Source organism: Paenibacillus sp. 3LSP, assembly GCF_032465655.1.
Classification (GTDB): Bacteria; Bacillota; Bacilli; order Paenibacillales; family Paenibacillaceae; genus Fontibacillus; species Fontibacillus barengoltzii.
Window position 1 is genome coordinate 1 of the sequence record NZ_JAWDJI010000244.1, and the last position, 16,720, is coordinate 16,720.

General features: G+C 51.8%; 14 protein-coding genes. 1 reads left to right on the forward strand and 13 read right to left on the reverse strand.

The window, feature by feature from the left end; genetic code table 11:
* Positions 1–260: 260 nt before the first annotated feature.
* Positions 261–530 carry a hypothetical protein gene (locus RW092_RS21450; protein WP_016312223.1) on the reverse strand — a complete coding sequence of 90 codons (270 nt, stop codon included), beginning with the start codon at positions 528–530 and terminating at the stop codon, positions 261–263.
* A 197-nt stretch (positions 531–727) separates the two neighbouring features.
* Here RW092_RS21450 and RW092_RS21455 point away from each other — a divergent pair, with 197 nt between their 5' ends.
* Positions 728–1,957 carry an aminopeptidase gene (locus tag RW092_RS21455; RefSeq protein ID WP_316011238.1) on the forward strand — a complete coding sequence of 410 codons (1,230 nt, stop codon included), beginning with the start codon at positions 728–730 and terminating at the stop codon, positions 1,955–1,957.
* Between the two features lie 87 nt (positions 1,958–2,044).
* Here the strand turns inward: RW092_RS21455 and RW092_RS21460 are convergent, their stop codons facing one another.
* The 12 genes from RW092_RS21460 to RW092_RS21515 all read right to left on the reverse strand — a co-directional run bounded on the left by RW092_RS21460 (position 2,045) and on the right by RW092_RS21515 (position 16,645).
* Positions 2,045–3,289 (reverse strand): MFS transporter, encoded by a 1,245-nt coding sequence (locus RW092_RS21460; protein WP_016312225.1) that lies wholly within the window; start codon positions 3,287–3,289, stop codon positions 2,045–2,047.
* 68 nt (positions 3,290–3,357) lie between these two features.
* Complete coding sequence (locus tag RW092_RS21465) at positions 3,358–3,636, reverse strand: ArsR/SmtB family transcription factor (RefSeq protein ID WP_016312226.1); 279 nt, start codon at positions 3,634–3,636, stop codon at positions 3,358–3,360.
* A gap of 179 nt (positions 3,637–3,815) precedes the next feature.
* Positions 3,816–4,580: a MerR family transcriptional regulator gene (locus RW092_RS21470; protein WP_316011239.1), complete on the reverse strand. Its 765-nt coding sequence runs from the start codon at positions 4,578–4,580 to the stop codon at positions 3,816–3,818.
* A gap of 73 nt (positions 4,581–4,653) precedes the next feature.
* Positions 4,654–5,727, reverse strand: a complete 1,074-nt coding sequence (locus RW092_RS21475) for a Gfo/Idh/MocA family protein (RefSeq protein WP_316011240.1) — start codon at positions 5,725–5,727, stop codon at positions 4,654–4,656.
* Positions 5,728–5,755: 28 nt separating this feature from the next.
* Positions 5,756–6,862, reverse strand: a complete 1,107-nt coding sequence (locus tag RW092_RS21480; protein ID WP_316011241.1) for a Gfo/Idh/MocA family protein — start codon at positions 6,860–6,862, stop codon at positions 5,756–5,758.
* Between the two features lie 22 nt (positions 6,863–6,884).
* On the reverse strand, positions 6,885–8,504 hold the full coding sequence (locus RW092_RS21485; protein WP_085279665.1) for a response regulator transcription factor: 1,620 nt from the start codon (positions 8,502–8,504) through the stop codon (positions 6,885–6,887).
* A 63-nt stretch (positions 8,505–8,567) separates the two neighbouring features.
* Positions 8,568–10,370, reverse strand: a complete 1,803-nt coding sequence (locus RW092_RS21490) for a cache domain-containing sensor histidine kinase (protein WP_028538865.1) — start codon at positions 10,368–10,370, stop codon at positions 8,568–8,570.
* 96 nt (positions 10,371–10,466) lie between these two features.
* Positions 10,467–11,309: a carbohydrate ABC transporter permease gene (locus tag RW092_RS21495; RefSeq protein ID WP_028538864.1), complete on the reverse strand. Its 843-nt coding sequence runs from the start codon at positions 11,307–11,309 to the stop codon at positions 10,467–10,469.
* Positions 11,306–12,268, reverse strand: coding sequence for a carbohydrate ABC transporter permease (locus RW092_RS21500; protein WP_028538863.1), 963 nt, complete (start codon positions 12,266–12,268; stop codon positions 11,306–11,308). Before RW092_RS21500 ends, RW092_RS21495 begins: the two co-directional genes overlap by 4 nt.
* A 117-nt stretch (positions 12,269–12,385) precedes the next feature.
* Entirely contained in the window at positions 12,386–14,461 is a 2,076-nt protein-coding gene (locus tag RW092_RS21505) for an alpha-glucuronidase family glycosyl hydrolase (RefSeq protein WP_316011242.1), read from the reverse strand.
* 14 nt (positions 14,462–14,475) lie between these two features.
* Positions 14,476–15,252, reverse strand: coding sequence for a Nif3-like dinuclear metal center hexameric protein (locus RW092_RS21510; protein ID WP_316011243.1), 777 nt, complete (start codon positions 15,250–15,252; stop codon positions 14,476–14,478).
* 76 nt (positions 15,253–15,328) lie between these two features.
* Positions 15,329–16,645 (reverse strand): ABC transporter substrate-binding protein, encoded by a 1,317-nt coding sequence (locus tag RW092_RS21515; protein ID WP_028538860.1) that lies wholly within the window; start codon positions 16,643–16,645, stop codon positions 15,329–15,331.
* Between the last annotated feature and the right edge of the window lie 75 nt (positions 16,646–16,720).

The following is a 16,720-nucleotide window of genomic DNA, read 5'->3' on the forward strand; positions in this document are numbered from 1 at the left end:
CCGGTGGCCATCTCCAGGAGAGTATAATCTGATTTTGAATCCGTCACATTAGAACGATTTAGCAAATATCACGGATTCAGGCTGTCTCCAATATAAAAGTCATCTATCGTGGCGTGTCATATTCCCCAATACAAATAAAGGCCCTTCTACAAGGGCCATGGATCGTGAACTTAACAACACGGAAAAAATGTTAATTCATCTTGTGAAGGATGGCAGAATCAACCTCATTTTAAATGAATCACACCCCCTTCAAACTTCATTTATGATTCAAGTTGGTTTTCCACTTCTGCCAGTGCGGCTTGATCCTCGGCCAAGTCCTCTTTGGCCCGCTCGATCGGCTCCGGGTTCATTCGGCCTTCGGCTTGGGCAATGGCGTTTTCTGCTTTTTCAATCGCGTTGCGGGCACCCTCCACCGTCTCTTCACGGGGATGCGATTGCGCTTGGGTTACCGCACGATGCGCTTTTTTGACCGACTGCTGTGCCAGTGAAATCGGATTTTGCGATTGCATGCTGGAAAATGGATTTTCCATGTTCAGTTCCTCCTCAAGCAATGATGAGGTTAGGATGTGAAACTCAAGCTCAAAACATGCACATTCCAGAATATCCACCCGCCGTATGAACCTCTGCACGTTTCGGTGTTTATTTTTTCACTCCCCATCAGTTCGTGCTACAATAAGTCTGGTTTGAAAATTTATCGGAAATACGAACATATTGGAGGAATACAGTGATGGAAGCTTTCAAGGCTCTTCTCGAAAAATACGCCGAATTGGTCATCCGCGTTGGCGTCAACATCCAACCCGGTCAAAACCTGATGCTGACTGCACCGCTGGAAACGGTGGATTTCACCCGCCTGCTGGTGGCTAAAGCCTACGATGCCGGAGCCAGATACGTCCACGTCGATTGGGAGGACGAGCAAATTACCCGCATTCGTTATGAGCATGCAACGGACGAATCCTTGGCCTACTACCCGCAGTGGCTCGCTGATATGGCGGAACAGTTCGGTGAGGAAGGCGGCGCGATCCTTCGCATTAAGGTGCCGGATCCGGAGCTGTTCCGTGGCATCCCTTCCTCCAGAGTGTCTACCGCAGTTAAAGCAGCGGCGAAAGCGCGGGAGAAGCATTCCGCCCAAACCCGCAACAACCGAATCACCTGGTCGCTGATCAAAGCCCCTACGAGGGCATGGGCCGATAAAGTGTTTGCCGATCTGCCTGAAGAACTGCGAATCCCGGCGATGTGGGAAGCCGTGTTCCAAATGAATCGCGTTGACCGTGAGGATCCGATCGCGGCTTGGCGCGAGCATATCCAACACTTAAAAGAACGGCAAGAGCATATGAATGCCAAACGATATAAAAAGCTGCATTACCGCGCGCCGGGCACCGATCTCCACGTCGAGTTGCCGGAAGGCCATCTATGGCTGGGCGGAGGAGACTACAATGCAGCCGGAAACTATTTTGTCGCCAATATGCCAACGGAGGAAATCTACTCGATGCCGCACCGTACTGGTGTCAACGGGACCGTCGCCAGCACGATGCCGCTGAACCTGAACGGCCAGCTTGTCGAAGGCTTAACCTTGACGTTCAAGGAGGGCAAAGTCGTAAGTTTCGACGCCAAATCCGGTCGTGAGCATATGGAGAACCTGCTTCAAACTGACGAGGGGGCCAATTACTTAGGTGAAGTCGCCCTGGTACCGTATGATTCGCCGATCTCGAAGCTAAACCGCATCTTTTATAACACCGGAATTGACGAGAACGCTTCTTGCCATTTCGCATTGGGCAGCGCCTATCCCGTGAATATCGAGAACGGTGCTAATTTAAGCAAAGAAGAACTGCTCGCTAGAGGTGCCAACGTCAGCCTAACCCATGTTGACTTTATGATCGGCTCCGCGGAGCTGAACATTGACGGCGAGCTGGCCGACGGAACGATCGAACCTATATTCCGCAACGGGAACTGGGTATAATCCTTCCCTCAAGGCAAAAACACGCTCCAAAACTTATCAGCGGCCCCAAGCGGCCTGGCCCAATTGGGTCAGGCCATGCGGGGGACGTTACGCCTGTCCGCTTACCTGCGGGCAACCGCCTTCCTTCGCTGCCACTTTGACCTCTTGGATATGCACTTCTGACGAATAACGTTGTACAGATTTTGGATTGCTCCGCAGACGTGCCAACCCCCAAACTCCAATCAGCGCTACCGCCACACCAATCGCTCCAAACCAGGTGATCGATGTCAAAGAAACTTGACCTACAGTCACACCGCCAATTGCTGCACCAACCGCCATCGCCAACTGATTCATCGAAGAATTCAGACTTAGCATGACACCAGACGATTCTGGAGCCAACGTAACGAGGTTGTATTGCTGGGTTGGCCCTGTGCTCCAGGCAGAGAACGACCACAAGATCAACACGACAAACACAGCAAAGATGGAATGTGCCGCAAACGGCAGCAAGATTAACGAAGTGATATGAATGATCATACCGGCTGCTAGCGTAAAGTTGATGCCTTTTTTGTCCGCGCTGTATCCTCCTGCCTTAGAGCCGATCAGACTGGCGATCCCAAAAGCCAGCAAAGCTGTGCTCAGGAGCGCTTCGCCCATCCCGGCAACCTGTAAAAGATACGGCGAAATATAGGTATAAGCGATGGAATATCCACCGAGCCAAAAGAAAGTAATCGCCAGCGCAAGCGCGATTTTCGGATTCTTCAGCATGGCAAGCTGCCCGGTCAGCGGTACGGGTTTGTCACCTTGAATCCGGGGAATCGTAAAGCGAATGACCGCGATCGCAACAATCCCAACAAAAGCGATCCCCATAAATACAGCTTTCCACCCAAAACTAGAAGCGATGATCCGCCCCAACGGAACACCAACGATTAAGGAAGCCGTAAATCCCATGATGACCGAAGCAATCGAGCTTGCTTGTCTGCCTTCAGGAGCAATTTTCGCCGCGATGCTAAGCGCTGTAACGACGACCATCCCCGCCCCCAAAGCCATGATCACCCTGGCGGCAATAAACCAGCCAAAACCGGGCAGAATAAACGATAAGACATTCCCAACCACAAAAATGCCCAGCGAAATTAACATGAGCTTCCGGCGATCCATAGCAGCGGTGAAGGCCATCAAGATCGGCGTTCCAATCGCATAAACCAGCGAAAAGACCGTAATCAATTGACCAGCCGCCCCAATCGAAATGTGAAGGTCATCAGCAATTTGATCCAGAATTCCGGAAATGATGTATTCCGATGTGCCTACCAAGAAGCTGATTAAAGCTAAAATATAGATTTTCCACACATTTGACATAACTCTTCACTCACTCCCGATCACTTATATTATATTTCTAGAAACATAGAAATATAATTCAAAAAAAATTACTTCAACAAGTAAGGCGCGTATTTCTCTGCCACACTGCGGTTTAAGCTGTAGTAAATAAATGTGCCTTCTTTCCGTGAATCCAACAATCCGCACTCCGATAACTGTTTTAAATGATGCGACAGCGTCGAGTTGGCCACAGTCTTCAGCTTCTCTCCCAACGATACGCAGCACTGATCCGGCTCGATCGCCAGCAGCTTGACGATGTTCAACCGCGTCGGCTCTCCGAGCGCCTTATAGACTTTGACGGCCTCCCGCATCTCCGGGCTGATCTCCATATATAGGCCCCCCTTTGTCTTCATGAACGTATATTTCTATGTTTATAGAAATATAATACCGTATTTCACACCCCTTGTAAATCCCCCTAATTTCTTTCGTTATCTTCACTAATTACAGCCCGCCGCAAAAAAAGAACCCCGCGACGCGACATCCCGTCACGGAGTTCTGGACCGCCCTGTTATTTCTTCATCCCGGTATAGATTTGAATCGCATCCCGCAGGAACTCGGCCGCACCAGGCTGATCCTTGTCGTAATAAGCTTTAAAGCGCTCATCGTCGACGTACATCTGCGCCAGCCCGGCATGGGCTTCCTTGCTGTACTCGTTCCAGTAGAACGTCAACCACTGCTTGTGCAAATCCGCAGCCTTTTGAGCAAGTTCACCGGCAGGATCGCCCGTTTTCATGGCCTCGGCTAATGCGACCTTAACTTCGTTCTCGAGCTGCGTAACCTTCTCATATTCCTCCTGGGTCATGTTCATCAGCTTCTGATTGGATTTCTCTACCTTGTCTTCCCCGTATTTTTCTCGGGTTTCCGAGCCATATTTACGCTCGTTCTCCTCGATCAACTGCTTCTTAAAGCCTTCAAATTTCTCTTGATCTTGCATCGAGATTCTCCCTTCATGTGACGCGATCGTTTTTTCCACATTCGCAATTAACGCGTCGAGTTGCTTGCGTTTGTCAAGGAGCTGATTCCGATGTTCTCTCAGTGCGCGGGTACCGTCGAATCCGGGATCGGTGACGATGGACCGGATATCTTCCAGACTCAGGCCAAGTTCACGATAGAACAAGATCTGCTGCAGCAGATCGACTTCCCGACGGCCATAGATGCGATATCCCGACGAGTTCGTTCTTGCCGGCTTCAGAAGTCCGATCTCATCGTAATAACGCAGCGTCCGGGTACTGACCCCGGCCAGATTCCCCAGCTTCTGAATGGTGTATTCCACAAGCTCACCTCCTGACAACACTCATGATAAACGTTGACGTTACGTGAAGGTCAAATCTTTTTTTGAGAAAATTTCAGGCCCAGCTCGGACGAGCTGCAACCACCGTCTCACCGGTACTCGCTGCCCGTTCGATCATCATCCCGAGATAATGATCCTGTGCGGCCTCCCACAAACCGTAAAATTCCGGCCCGCCCTGAACATATTCGCCCATCTTTAACAGGCAGGTCGCAATCGCCAATTCATCATCGTATAATCTAGCCGGGGCAAACGGATTGGTATACAGCCACTGTTCCCCGCAGAGAATCCCCTGTAGAAAATAACCCTCCTGATTCTCTAACTCACCTTTATTTACACGCTTCAGCTCCAGTTGCAGCGGGGTAGTATCCTCCTGTTGAATTAATACTCGCGAATCAAAAATTTCACCGCGTTCACCGCGAACACAGCAATGATTGGAACGAATCCAAGAACGATGCTGATCGCGGGTAAAATCATAAATCCCCAACCGATCACCGAAATCAAGCCATGCCAGTTCTCGTAAGGAAGGGACGAGCCGATCGTCCGTTGGCGGACCACTGCGCGTTGGTCCCTGCACCCAACTTGATTCGAACCGCATGGCACGAATCCGTACTTCTTCAAAAGCAACTCCCAGCAATCTGCGAATCAGGCTGACACCATGGTATAAATGGGAGATCGAAACGGTTGCTTCCGTGATCCGTCCCAGCCGTCCCGTTTCAATCAACTGGAGTCTCGCTTGCTGAATCGGATGCAGATGATACTGCTCTGCCACCTGGATTTTCGCCCCGCTTTGGCCGAGCCGTGCATACAGCAACTCCAGTCCTGCGAGGTCCGCCGCCGGTGGAGTTTCCGAGAGGACGGGAATCCCCGTTTCGGCCAGTTTTAGCAAGTAAGGCAGCATCTCTGAGCCGCTCACCGACAGCACAACGAAATCCTGCTGCTCTTGCTGGAGCAGAGCTTCCACCGAGCGGTACGTTCGGACGCCCCACTGACGCTCCATCGCGAGTGCCTTCGTTTCGTCGCGGACAACCAGACCCCCGATTTGGAACCGATCCGGCATCGCCTCGGCAATCCGTAAATAATATTGGGCACGAAAGCCCGCTCCGCCGATAATGCTAAATGTGATGGCCATGCCTGATTCCTCCTCCATAATCATCGTCTTAAGCCTGTTGGTGAAACCTAGGGGCTCGACCGATAATCCTCTCCCGTGAATAAAAGATTGAATCTTTAGCCAATGGCAGCGTAACCACTTTCCCCGTTGCGGCTGATTCATAAATCGCCATGATCAGCTCGATCGTGTTTCGCCCCTCATTCCCGTCGATCAGCACCTGCCGAGAGCCCGTTTCAATGGCGGTAAGCACATCGTCAATTTGCCCGGCATGTCCGGTGTATTGAAGCGGCACGACCTCCTCCGCTGCTGCTCGTTGGATCTCCACTTCCAGATCCGGATTCCGCTTCGGAAATCCGCCTTCACCTTCTTCCGAGGCATACAGTTGCCAAGGAATTCCCACCTTCGCGCGCTCCCCCTGAAAAACAAGCCGTTGTTCTTCACCATGATGAACAACGGAACTGGTCACTTGCGCAAGACCTCCGTCGGGATACTCCAAGACCGCGATAGACAAATCCTCGACCTGGGAATTCCTGTGCGACGTATTGGCGGTAACTGCGTGGACTCTAGAAGGCATCCCCCGAAGCCATAGCAGCAGGTCCAGATGATGCACCGCGTGGTTCATCACACAACCACCACCTTCATTTTCCCACGTCCCCCGCCATTCCACATCGTAATAGCTGCTGCCGCGCCACCAATAGGAATTCACCTCGGTATGGACAATGCGGCCAGCCAAGCCGGCATCAATCACCCGCTTCACCCGGCGAATCGGATCATAGAAGCGGTTCTGCCCCACAACGGACAACAGCGCTTGACCTTGGGCAGCTGCCTCCAGCATCCGATCACATTCGGACAATGATGGAGCCATCGGCTTTTCCACCAGTACATGCTTGCCCGCAAGCAGAAAATCCGAAGCAATGTCGGCGTGAGTTGACGGCGGTGTACAGATCGATACTAAATCCACCGATTCTAAGCTCAACACTTCCTTGTAATCCGAGTAGATCGTGCAGTCCAATCCAAAACGCTCTTTGAGCTTGGCCGCCTTCCCTCCGCTTCGATCGACCAGCGCCATAATCCGGCAACGGTCACGAAAGCGGGCAAACGCCTCCAGATGGGTACTTGCAATCGAGCCAGTGCCAATAATGGCGATGTTTATCATGATATCTCTCTCCCCAGTTTCTTTATTTGATTAAATCGGTTGGGCTCATACCGGTGATTTTTTTGAACAGTGTACTGAAATAAGGCACATTCTTGTAGCCGACCTGTTCGGCGACCTCATAAACAAGCCGATTGCGCTCAAGCAACAACTCGCGGGCTTTTTCGATCCGAACACGCGTTAAGTAGTTGTTGAACGTTTCGCCGGTCATGTTTTTGAATATGATCGACAAGTGGTTGCGGGAAATGTACAGCTTTTCCGACAACTCCGCTAGCGTAATATCCTCGGCATAATGCTCATGGATATAGCCGGTCATATAATCCACTACCTGCCGGTGCTTACTGTTCCCTCGCCACTGGCGGCTGCTGCAGATCAGCGTAATTTTATCCGACAACCATTCGGTCAGCTGCTCTGGCCCCGTTAAGCCTACCAACTCTTTGGTGATCTGCCCTTCGGGGACCAGATCATTCAGCAGCACCCCAGTTTCATAGAGGCAATACGTAAATACCCCCCATAGCTCACAAGCTAAAATTTGCACCGTTTCCGGAGTCATCGCTTTCTGCAGCTCCAGCCGGTTCATGTAATCAGCCACCAGCTTCTTAGCTTCCGCTTCCTGGGACGCCTTCAACGCCGAAGCCAATTCCACGTAAAATTTCACCGAAAATAAATTCGCCGCTGCCGTGTTTCCGTCTTCTTCGTCCTGATAATGATATAACGCGTATGTGGAATCTCGCCGTCCCAACCTCATGTCGATCGCGCGGAACGCTTCTTCCGTTGAATCCGGAATGTGCTGCCACTGCGCTTTCACGCCTCCAATCCCGACGCGGACAACCAGTTTCAGATAGCTTTTGATCGCATCGATCAGCTTCACACCCAGTTCATACAGCTTCTGCTCCAGCAATTCCTTGGGCTCCTCTGGACGCGGGTGGACGATTAAAACAGCCCTCGTGCTGTGCAACTCGGTATATTCCACAGTACCGAACCTTTTGCGGGCCACCTCGCAAACAATATTGCTGATCGCAAAACGGAACAGATTCCAATCCGTCAAGGAAAATTGGCCAACGCGCGCATCCCGGACAAGATCGATCCCGATCGTCACATGGCGAAAATCCGTCCAATGCCGATAAGGCTCCGGCAATCGCCCAGCCTCGCGGTAAGAGCTGTCCAGCGTTCCGACAACCGCCGAGCGAACCCATTCCTTTTCAATGAACGGCTCATACAGGCTCAGCTTTCGCTCCAGCTCGCCCTGTTTACGACGGTTTTCTTCCTCCTCGGCCAACTCATCGATCACCTTGCCCAGAATTGACTTCAGCGTGGGCATACTGATCGGCTTGGAGACGTAATCGCTGACATTAAAGCGCAGCGCTTGCCGCGCATGCTCGAAATCGGAGTAGCCGCTAAAAATAATGACTTTCCCGTCATACCCTTCCTTCCGCAGCTGCTCAATCATATCAATGCCGTTCATCGCAGGCATATAAATATCCGTGATGACGATATCCGGATTGGTTTGCCGGACCACCTCCAGCCCGTCCTTCCCGTTCTGGGCTTCCCCAACCCAGGTCGCCCCAAGCTGTTCCCACGGAATCGCCCGTTTCATCCCCTGCAGCACTTGGCGTTCATCATCAATGATGGCGATTTTCCACACCCTCAACTACCTCCTTGACAGTTCTCTCCAAGATGTTTTAGATGTTTCGGCACGACCTACGGTTTATGCAGCCGGTCCGGGTTCAAGCGGTTCGATCAGTTGAGGCACCGGGGGCTCCAACAGCTTCGGCAACGTAATCACCACACGGGTTCCCCCTTCCTCCCGTTGAGATAACTCTACGCCGTAAGCGCCTTCAAAGTAACCCGCGATACGCTCCTTCACATTGCGGATGCCGTAGCCTCCCGTTCTCCGCTTCCGCTCACGAGGCACGGCCTGCTGCAGTCCAGCGCCGTCGTCATCGATCGTAATCACAAGCCGGTTCGACTGTTCCTCCAGCGTGATCCACAACTTCCCGCAAGTACGTCCGTTAAATCCGTGGACGATGGCATTCTCAACGAACGGTTGCAGTGTCAGCTTGGGAATAAACAACTCCTGAACGGAGAACGGAGCATCGATCGTGTAGTCCAGTTCACCGCCGCCTCCGGCTTGCCAACGAAGTTGCTGAATTTCCAAGTAACAATGGATATGCTCCAGCTCCTCGCCAATGGTAATAAAGCTGTTGCCGTTGGATAAGCCAATCCGAAACATCCTGCCCATCAGCTCGAGAATCCGGCTAAGCTCGTCCTGTCCAGCTTCGATGGCCATCCAGTTTAATTGATCCAGCATGTTGTACAAAAAATGCGGGTTGATATTGGCCTGCAGCGCTTCGATTTCCGCTTTACGTTGCTGCTCGTATCTTAGTCGCAGTGATCGGTACAACTCTTCAATCTGCTCCATCTGCTTGCGATATCCATCAAACAGATACCCAAACTCGTTCTCGTAATCGTTGGGCAGATCAACGGGATGCTCGCCGCTGCCTGCTTCGTCCCGGCCGCCTACGAAATATTGCCGCATGGCGGTCACCAGCTGTTTGATCGGTTTGGTAAATTGGCGGCTTAAGTAAAGCGTAAGCAACAAGACAAGCAAAATGGCGATCACGCCAATCACGCCGATGACCAGTGCCAGACGGAAACTGCCGCTCGTAATTTCACTCCAAGGCGTGACTTCCACGAGCATCCAATGGGAATCCTGCATCTTGGAATATACCAGCAGGGAATCCCCCAGCTCCTTGTTCCCCCGGATATGAACGTATCCCGATTGATCCGTTTTTACATTGATCCATTGGGATAACTCGGTATGCTCAGGCACCAGGCCGGTTTTTAGTGTCAGCTGGCCCAACGTGTCAATCATTATCCGATTCGCCGGCGCAGAATGTCCAGCTAAGAGTTGTTCAATCTCTTTGGCTTTGACGTGGACGACGAGCACGCCGAGGTATTTGTTCTCCTCGACGATTTTGCGGGCGAAGCTGAGCACCCGCACATTCCCTTGGAAACTTGGGACTTCATGCTCGCTAACCCAGGCAAAATCATTCTTGTCGAGCGCCTCCACCCAATCTTGCTTAGCCAGATCGCCTAGACTACGGAACTGGATATAGCTGTTGGCGTCCCCACGTAACGGACGCTCCATATATAAGTCGATTCCTTGGATGATCGGAATCGAATAGGTCAAATTCGCTAAAGCGCGCTCCACACTCACAGAGCGGCGATGCCGATCGTATTCATCCTGCCGATCGCGCAGGAACGTAATCAGTTCATTATCGCGTGACGTCGACAACGAAATTTGCTCAATCGTCACCAACCGAGTGGTAATTTCGTTATTTAGCTCATCCAGCAACAACTGCTGGTAATGGGAACTGGTCTTGGCCAGTTCATTCGATGAAATAAGATAGCTGGCCCAGGCAATACAAGCCAAGACGGCCACCATAAAGATAGAAAAACTGCGAAAAAACAAACTGTCAATTCTGAATTTCTTAAACGGATTCGTCATGCGCAAGGCTGCACTCCCTTCAGGTGTAAGGAAAAAACGGTAAAGCTGCGAAGGTCGTTCACGCTTTACCGTTATATAATTGGCTATCCGCCACCCTTATCCCTTTATTCCGGTTGTGGCAATCCCTTCAACGAAGTATTTTTGCAAGAACATAAAGATCAAGGTAGCCGGAATGATGGAGACGAGCGACATCGCCAGCAGTTGTCCCCATTCTTGAGCCGACTGGGAATCGTTAATCATCCGCAGCGCCAGGCTAACCGTATATTTGTCTACCGAATTGAGATACAACAGATGTCCAAGGAAGTCGTCCCAGTTCCACAAGAAGCAGAAGATGGTGACGGTCACGATCGCCGGAACCATCAGCGGCATGACAATCCGGAAGTAGATCCCGAACCACGAGCAGCCGTCGATTTTGGCCGACTCGTCCAGCTCCTTCGGAATGCCGCGCACGAACTGGATCAGCAGGAAGACGAAGAACGTCCCGCCCGCACCGCCCGCAAGCATATGCGGCACGATAAACGGCAAATACGTATTCACCCATCCGAGCTGGTGGAACAAAGCGTATTGCGGAATGATCAGCACCTGCCCCGGCATCATTAAGGTGAGCATAAACAAGGAGAACCAGAGGTTTTTCAAAGGGAAATTCAATCTTCCGAACCCAAACGCTACGAGCGTGCTGGATACCAGCGTCGCAGCAATAACCGCGGCCTCTAAGGCGAAAGTGTTCAGATAGAAATCGGTGAATGTGTGACCCGGCACCGCATTCCAGCCCTTCACAAAGTTGCTCCATTGAGGAACCGAAGGGAAAATATTTGGCGAAGCCAGCTCGCCGTTCGTCTTCAGCGACGCGCCGATCCACCACAGCACGGGGTAGATCATGACCAAGCTAAACAGAATCATAAAGAAGTGCCGAACCAGCGGCTTCCATTTAAAGGTCATTTGCCATTTCTCCCTTCCGGTTCCGTCTCGTAGAACACCCAATATTTTGAAGTTCCGGCAATGATTAACGTAGCAATCACGATCATCACCAACATGATCCAGGCGAGTGCCGACGAATAACCCAGCTGATACCGGCTAAACGCCCGCTCGTACAAATATAGCGCATACACAAACGTCGAGTTCATTGGTCCGCCGTTTGTGATGACAAACGCTGACGTAAACATTTGGAACGCGTTGATCACGCCCATCACCAGGTTGAAGTACAATACCGGCGAGAGCATCGGCAGCGTGATGTTGAAGAACTGACGGAACCTACCGGCGCCGTCCACGGCGGATGCCTCATACAGTTCAGCCGGGATTTGCTTAAGTCCGGCCAGGAAGATTACCATCGATGAACCGAACTGCCAGACCGTCAGCAACACCAGCGTACTTAACGCCGTATCTGGGCTGGTGATCCAACCTTTCCCCTCAAAGCCAAACGCTCCGATAATTTTGTTAAAGATCCCGTCTACACCAAAAATATTCCGCCAAAGCAGCGATACCGCGATACTGCCGCCGATCAACGACGGGAAGTAAATCGCCGTACGGTACAATCCGATCCCCCGCACCGCCCGGTTCAACACCATGGCGACAAGCAACGCTGCGATCAGCTTGAGAGGGACCGAGGCTAAGACGTACAGGAACGTAACCTTAACCGAGGTGACAAATTTGGAGTCTGCCGTAAAGATCAGCTCGTAGTTTTTGGTCCCTACCCAATGAATCGGTTCCAACAACGTGTAGTCCGTAAACGAGTAGTACAACGATAAAATCAGCGGGTATGCGGTCAGCCCGAGAAAACCGAGCAGCCACGGTGAAATAAATAAATAGCCGGCCACCGGAGCATTCCATCGTTTGTGGAAGGTCCGGCGTTTGTTGCTGACTGGCGCGTCTTCTAAGCTCAAGGCCGCGGAACTTTTCATGCTTGATTCACCTCTGCAGTTTCAGAATGCCTTATAGTTCAAGTATAGGGCGGGCCCACGGCCGGTTGTAGAAGAGGAATCCTCGAAATCTTTTAAAATATCACGAAAAAAATAATCTTAATAAATCCGACGTCCTTGCTGATCGTTAATGCCGCTTTTGCGATAGAAGTACGTATTGATTTGGTCACGCCACTCCTTGGCATGCTCCGCTTGCTCCGCCAATCGCTCGGCAACCTGCTGATGCAGCGAATCTTCCATCAAGCCGGATAGACCAGCCCACAATTCCACCAACTCCTCGGCTCGCTCAACCCCTTCAAAATGAGTATCGTAAATATGCTGAATGACCGTCTTGCCGGATTGGAGCACATGGGTGTACGGCACGTGATGGAAGAAGAGCAACAGCTCGTCGGGACACGTCTCCAGCTTTTCGTATAAACTTTGATTCGGCTCTGCATATTGTGAGGTATATCCCGTTCCCGTAGCTTTCGTGCGGTCCACACCGATCCCGTGGCAATCCGCAAAATGATACGTCCCCCACATCGAGTATTCATAACCATCGACATTCGGGCCATAATGATGGTTTGGATTCACCATAAAGCCGATGCCCAGCGGAGCGGTGTAGCTTTCATAAATGCTCCAGGAATCCATCAAAATACGAAGGATCACTTGGTTGACCTGCTCGTCGCTTCCAAATACGAGCTTAATCCATTCCTCCGCAATCGCTTCAGCGCTAAGGTCCGGATTCCAGGCCAGCCGCCCATAGCCATAAAAGTTCGCCTGTGCCAGCAAATGACCGGTCCAGTTAGCATCGTTCCCGATATTGGAAACCGCGGCAAACCCGCTGTAACGGGAACTATGCAGCGTACCGTCCACAATCCGTTTGATGGTCGAGCCCTCGCCCTTCAGATGGGTATCGAAGTCCAGCACTTCCTTCCACTGAGGTACGAGGTAGCAGACATGACGTTGCTGCCCGGTATATTCTTGGGTGATTTGGAACTCGATCATTTGATTTGTCGCAGGCATCGCACCTAGCAGCGGCGATACGGGCTCGCGCACTTGAAAGTCGATTGGGCCGTTTTTGACCTGCAAAATCACGTTCTCTTTAAACCGTCCATCGAGCGGAACGAAATGATCATAGGCAGCCCGTGCCCGATCTGTTTTGCGATCCCGCCAGTCCTGCTTACAGTTGTAAACGAAGCAGCGCCAGATCACTAGTCCGCCGTAAGGTTCCAATGCCTCGGCCAGCATATTGGCACCGTCTGCATGATCCCGTCCATACGTAAATGGTCCCGGTCGGTTCTCCGAATCTGCCTTTACCAGGAAGCCGCCAAAGTCCGGGATCGCCTGGTAAATCTCATCTGCGCGCTCCCGCCACCATGCTGCAACCTCTGGAACCAGCGGATCGGCAGTAGATAATCCGCCGATTTCAAGCGGCGCTGCGTAATTAATGCTGAGGAACAGCTTAATGCCATAGCTGCGGAAGATTTCAGCCACCTTGGCGACATCCGGCAGAAATTCCTTCGTAATCAGCCCGGTCTCGACCCGATGCACATTGACATTGTTAATGGAAATCGCGTTGATTCCTGTCGATGCCAGCAGCCGCGCATAGTCGGTAATGCGTTCCAGGTTCTGTGTGAACCGATGATTTTCGTAAAAAATCGAAGCTCCTGCGTAACCGCGCTCAATGCTGCCGTCCATGTTGTCCCATTGATTCACCATCCGCAGTACGTTCACCGGTCGCTCCGAAATATTCAATCCTTGCAGCGACTGTCCAGTCCCCAAGCGGCGCAGCAAGTCAAACACCCCGTACAATAAACCGGAGGCATTCTCCGCACCGATGGCGAACCGAGCGGAATCCGGTTTATACCGCAGAGCATAGCCTTCCGCCCCCAATTGCAAGGAAGCCTTCCCTTCCGAAAATACCTCATCTAGGATAGGACTATGCCCCAACAGCCCCAGCACAAAACAAGGACGGTCCCCTGCACTTTCCATAATAGAAATCTCACGCCCCAGCATTTGGGATAAACCTCTCGACAGCTCCTGAGCAGCAGTGTGCGCTGCCGGTTCATCCGGGCCATCGATAACGATGCCGTCAAATTGATCTAACTCCGTCCGTCTCTCTCCCGGTTCAATCCTCCGGTATCGAAGCCAGGCATCATAACCAACTTCCGTCATAGTAGTTGTTTTGCTCATGGAATCTCCCCCTGTCATATCCATTGAAATAATGTTTCATTTTCGATCACATGCACCGGAAGGGTTGGGAAAGCCAAACGAAGCTTGCCGGCTAACCGCCTCATTCCAGGCGCTTCGCTGGGACCGTGGCCAAGGAACATCATCGCCTTCTCCCGCCCTTGATAGACGGCATCCCGCACATACTCAGGCGCTTCCCATTCCGGGCCTTCACCGGCAATGATGAGATCGACCTCTCTAAGCAGCGGGATCGCCAGATCGCCGCCGCCCCGGTAACCAACCAGCACTCCAATTTTCCGACATATCAGTTTCGGATTCCCTGTAAACCGGATAAACGGTAGATTCAGCTTCCGCTTTAACAAGCTGGCCAGCTCCTGCAGAGTCATGCCCGAATGCTCTAAAACTGCGGACGCAGGGCGATATTCCCGCACCGCATCCTGCCAACCGAGCTCCTCAATCAACCCGGCGGTAATGCCGTCCGGAGTCTCCCGGTGAATACCGTCATGGTAGCGATAGATCGCAAGGTCCAGCTCCTTTAATCGCTGCAGCTTATAACGGGCAACAGGATCCTCTTCCAGAAGCTTTGTCGTGTCCATCTGATGCCTGTAAAGTACCCCTTCATGCGATATCAACAAGTTAGCTCCCAGCGAAGCTGCCTGCTCGATCGCCGCTTGCGTGGCCATAAACGTCACCGCGATTCCGCGCACTTGGGATTCCGCCTTACCGCTGACTAAACCATCTACCGTAGGCTGGACCCGTGTTAACTGGTCGAGAACATCTTGAATGCGCAGCATGCATGACCTCCCCCTTCCCTGGTAAAAATCAACCCGGAACGAGAAACCTGTTCCGGGCTGAAGTCGAATGTAAATCTTATTCGTAAGCCATAGCTGCTTCTTTCAATTGCTTATAGGCTTCTTCTGGTGTAATCTTGCCGAAGCTCAGCTGATCATGGACCAGAGGGAAGTCTTTATCGATATAGTTCGTCCAGCCGCCTGGACCAGCTGTCCAGGTTTGGCCGTCTTTCTCAGTAGCGCGGAGCAGCTCCATGCCTACTTTATCCACTTCGCTCATGCTGGATTCCAACGCAGTTGCATTATCCTTGTTAACTGGCAAGCCCCGCGAGGTTTTCAGGATTTTGGAAGCTTCCGGATCATTGACGAACCAGTTGATAAACTCTACGGCCTCTGCCTTATGCTCGGAGTTCTCGGACACGGACAGGTACATCGAAGGTTTCAACCAACCCCCGGCTTCCTCAGCTCGCGGCATCGTAACGAGCGCGTAAGCGCCTGGCTTGATGCTGTCCCATGCCCCGTAGTTGTTGGAGAAGCTGTAACGGAACAAGATTTTACCGGCTACCATCAGGTCCATTTGCGGATCGAACTCTTTGTCAGAGGAGTTGACGTCCGCCGGCGGCACTAACCCTTCGTTGCGCAGTTCCTCAAAATGCTTGGTCCATTCCATGAAGGAAGCTTCATCGATGTTAAACTTCCCATCATCCGTAATGACCGTGCCTTTACCTTTACTATATTGATATGCCGAGTACATGAAGTAGTTAGCTGCATAATCTTTGGTAAAATACTGACCGCTTGGCAGCTTGCCTTTCAGTTCCTTCGCCAGAGCGAAGAAATCATCCCAGGTCCAGCCGTTTTCCGGATTTTTGACGCCCAGCTTGTCCAATGCGGCCTTGTCATAAATCATCCCAAACGCCACAGAACCGAGCGGAATCGCGTATTGCGTTCCATCCAGTTGACCGCCGGCCAAGAGCTTCGGATCGATCTTCGACACATCAACCCCATCCAGAGGTGCTAATTGCTTGCGGCTAGACCAGTCTGGCGTCCAGCCCGGATCAAGTTGAATGATGTCCGGTGCATTTTTCGCCGCCGCTTGAGTTGACAGCTTGTCCAAATAACCGTCCATCCCAGAGTATTCCGGTTCAAAAGTGATGTTCGGATGGTTTTTCGTGTACAAATCAAGAGCTGCCAAGGTGGCTTCATGCCGTTCCTGAGCCCCCCACCACATAATCCGCAGTTTCACCGGCTCATTGCCCGAACTCGTTGAAGCATTGCTTTCTCCAGCAGCTCCAGCCGGTTTGGCTGCATTGCCGTTTGTACCGCCGCCGCAGGCAGCCAGTGCACCAACCATGGTTACCGCTACCAGCGTCGTCAGTAAACGCTTCCATTTAAACATTGATAACCCTCCCATTTGAATCGTAAATATCTGTTTACATCTTTATAGTAACGACTTCAAACGGAAGTGAATATG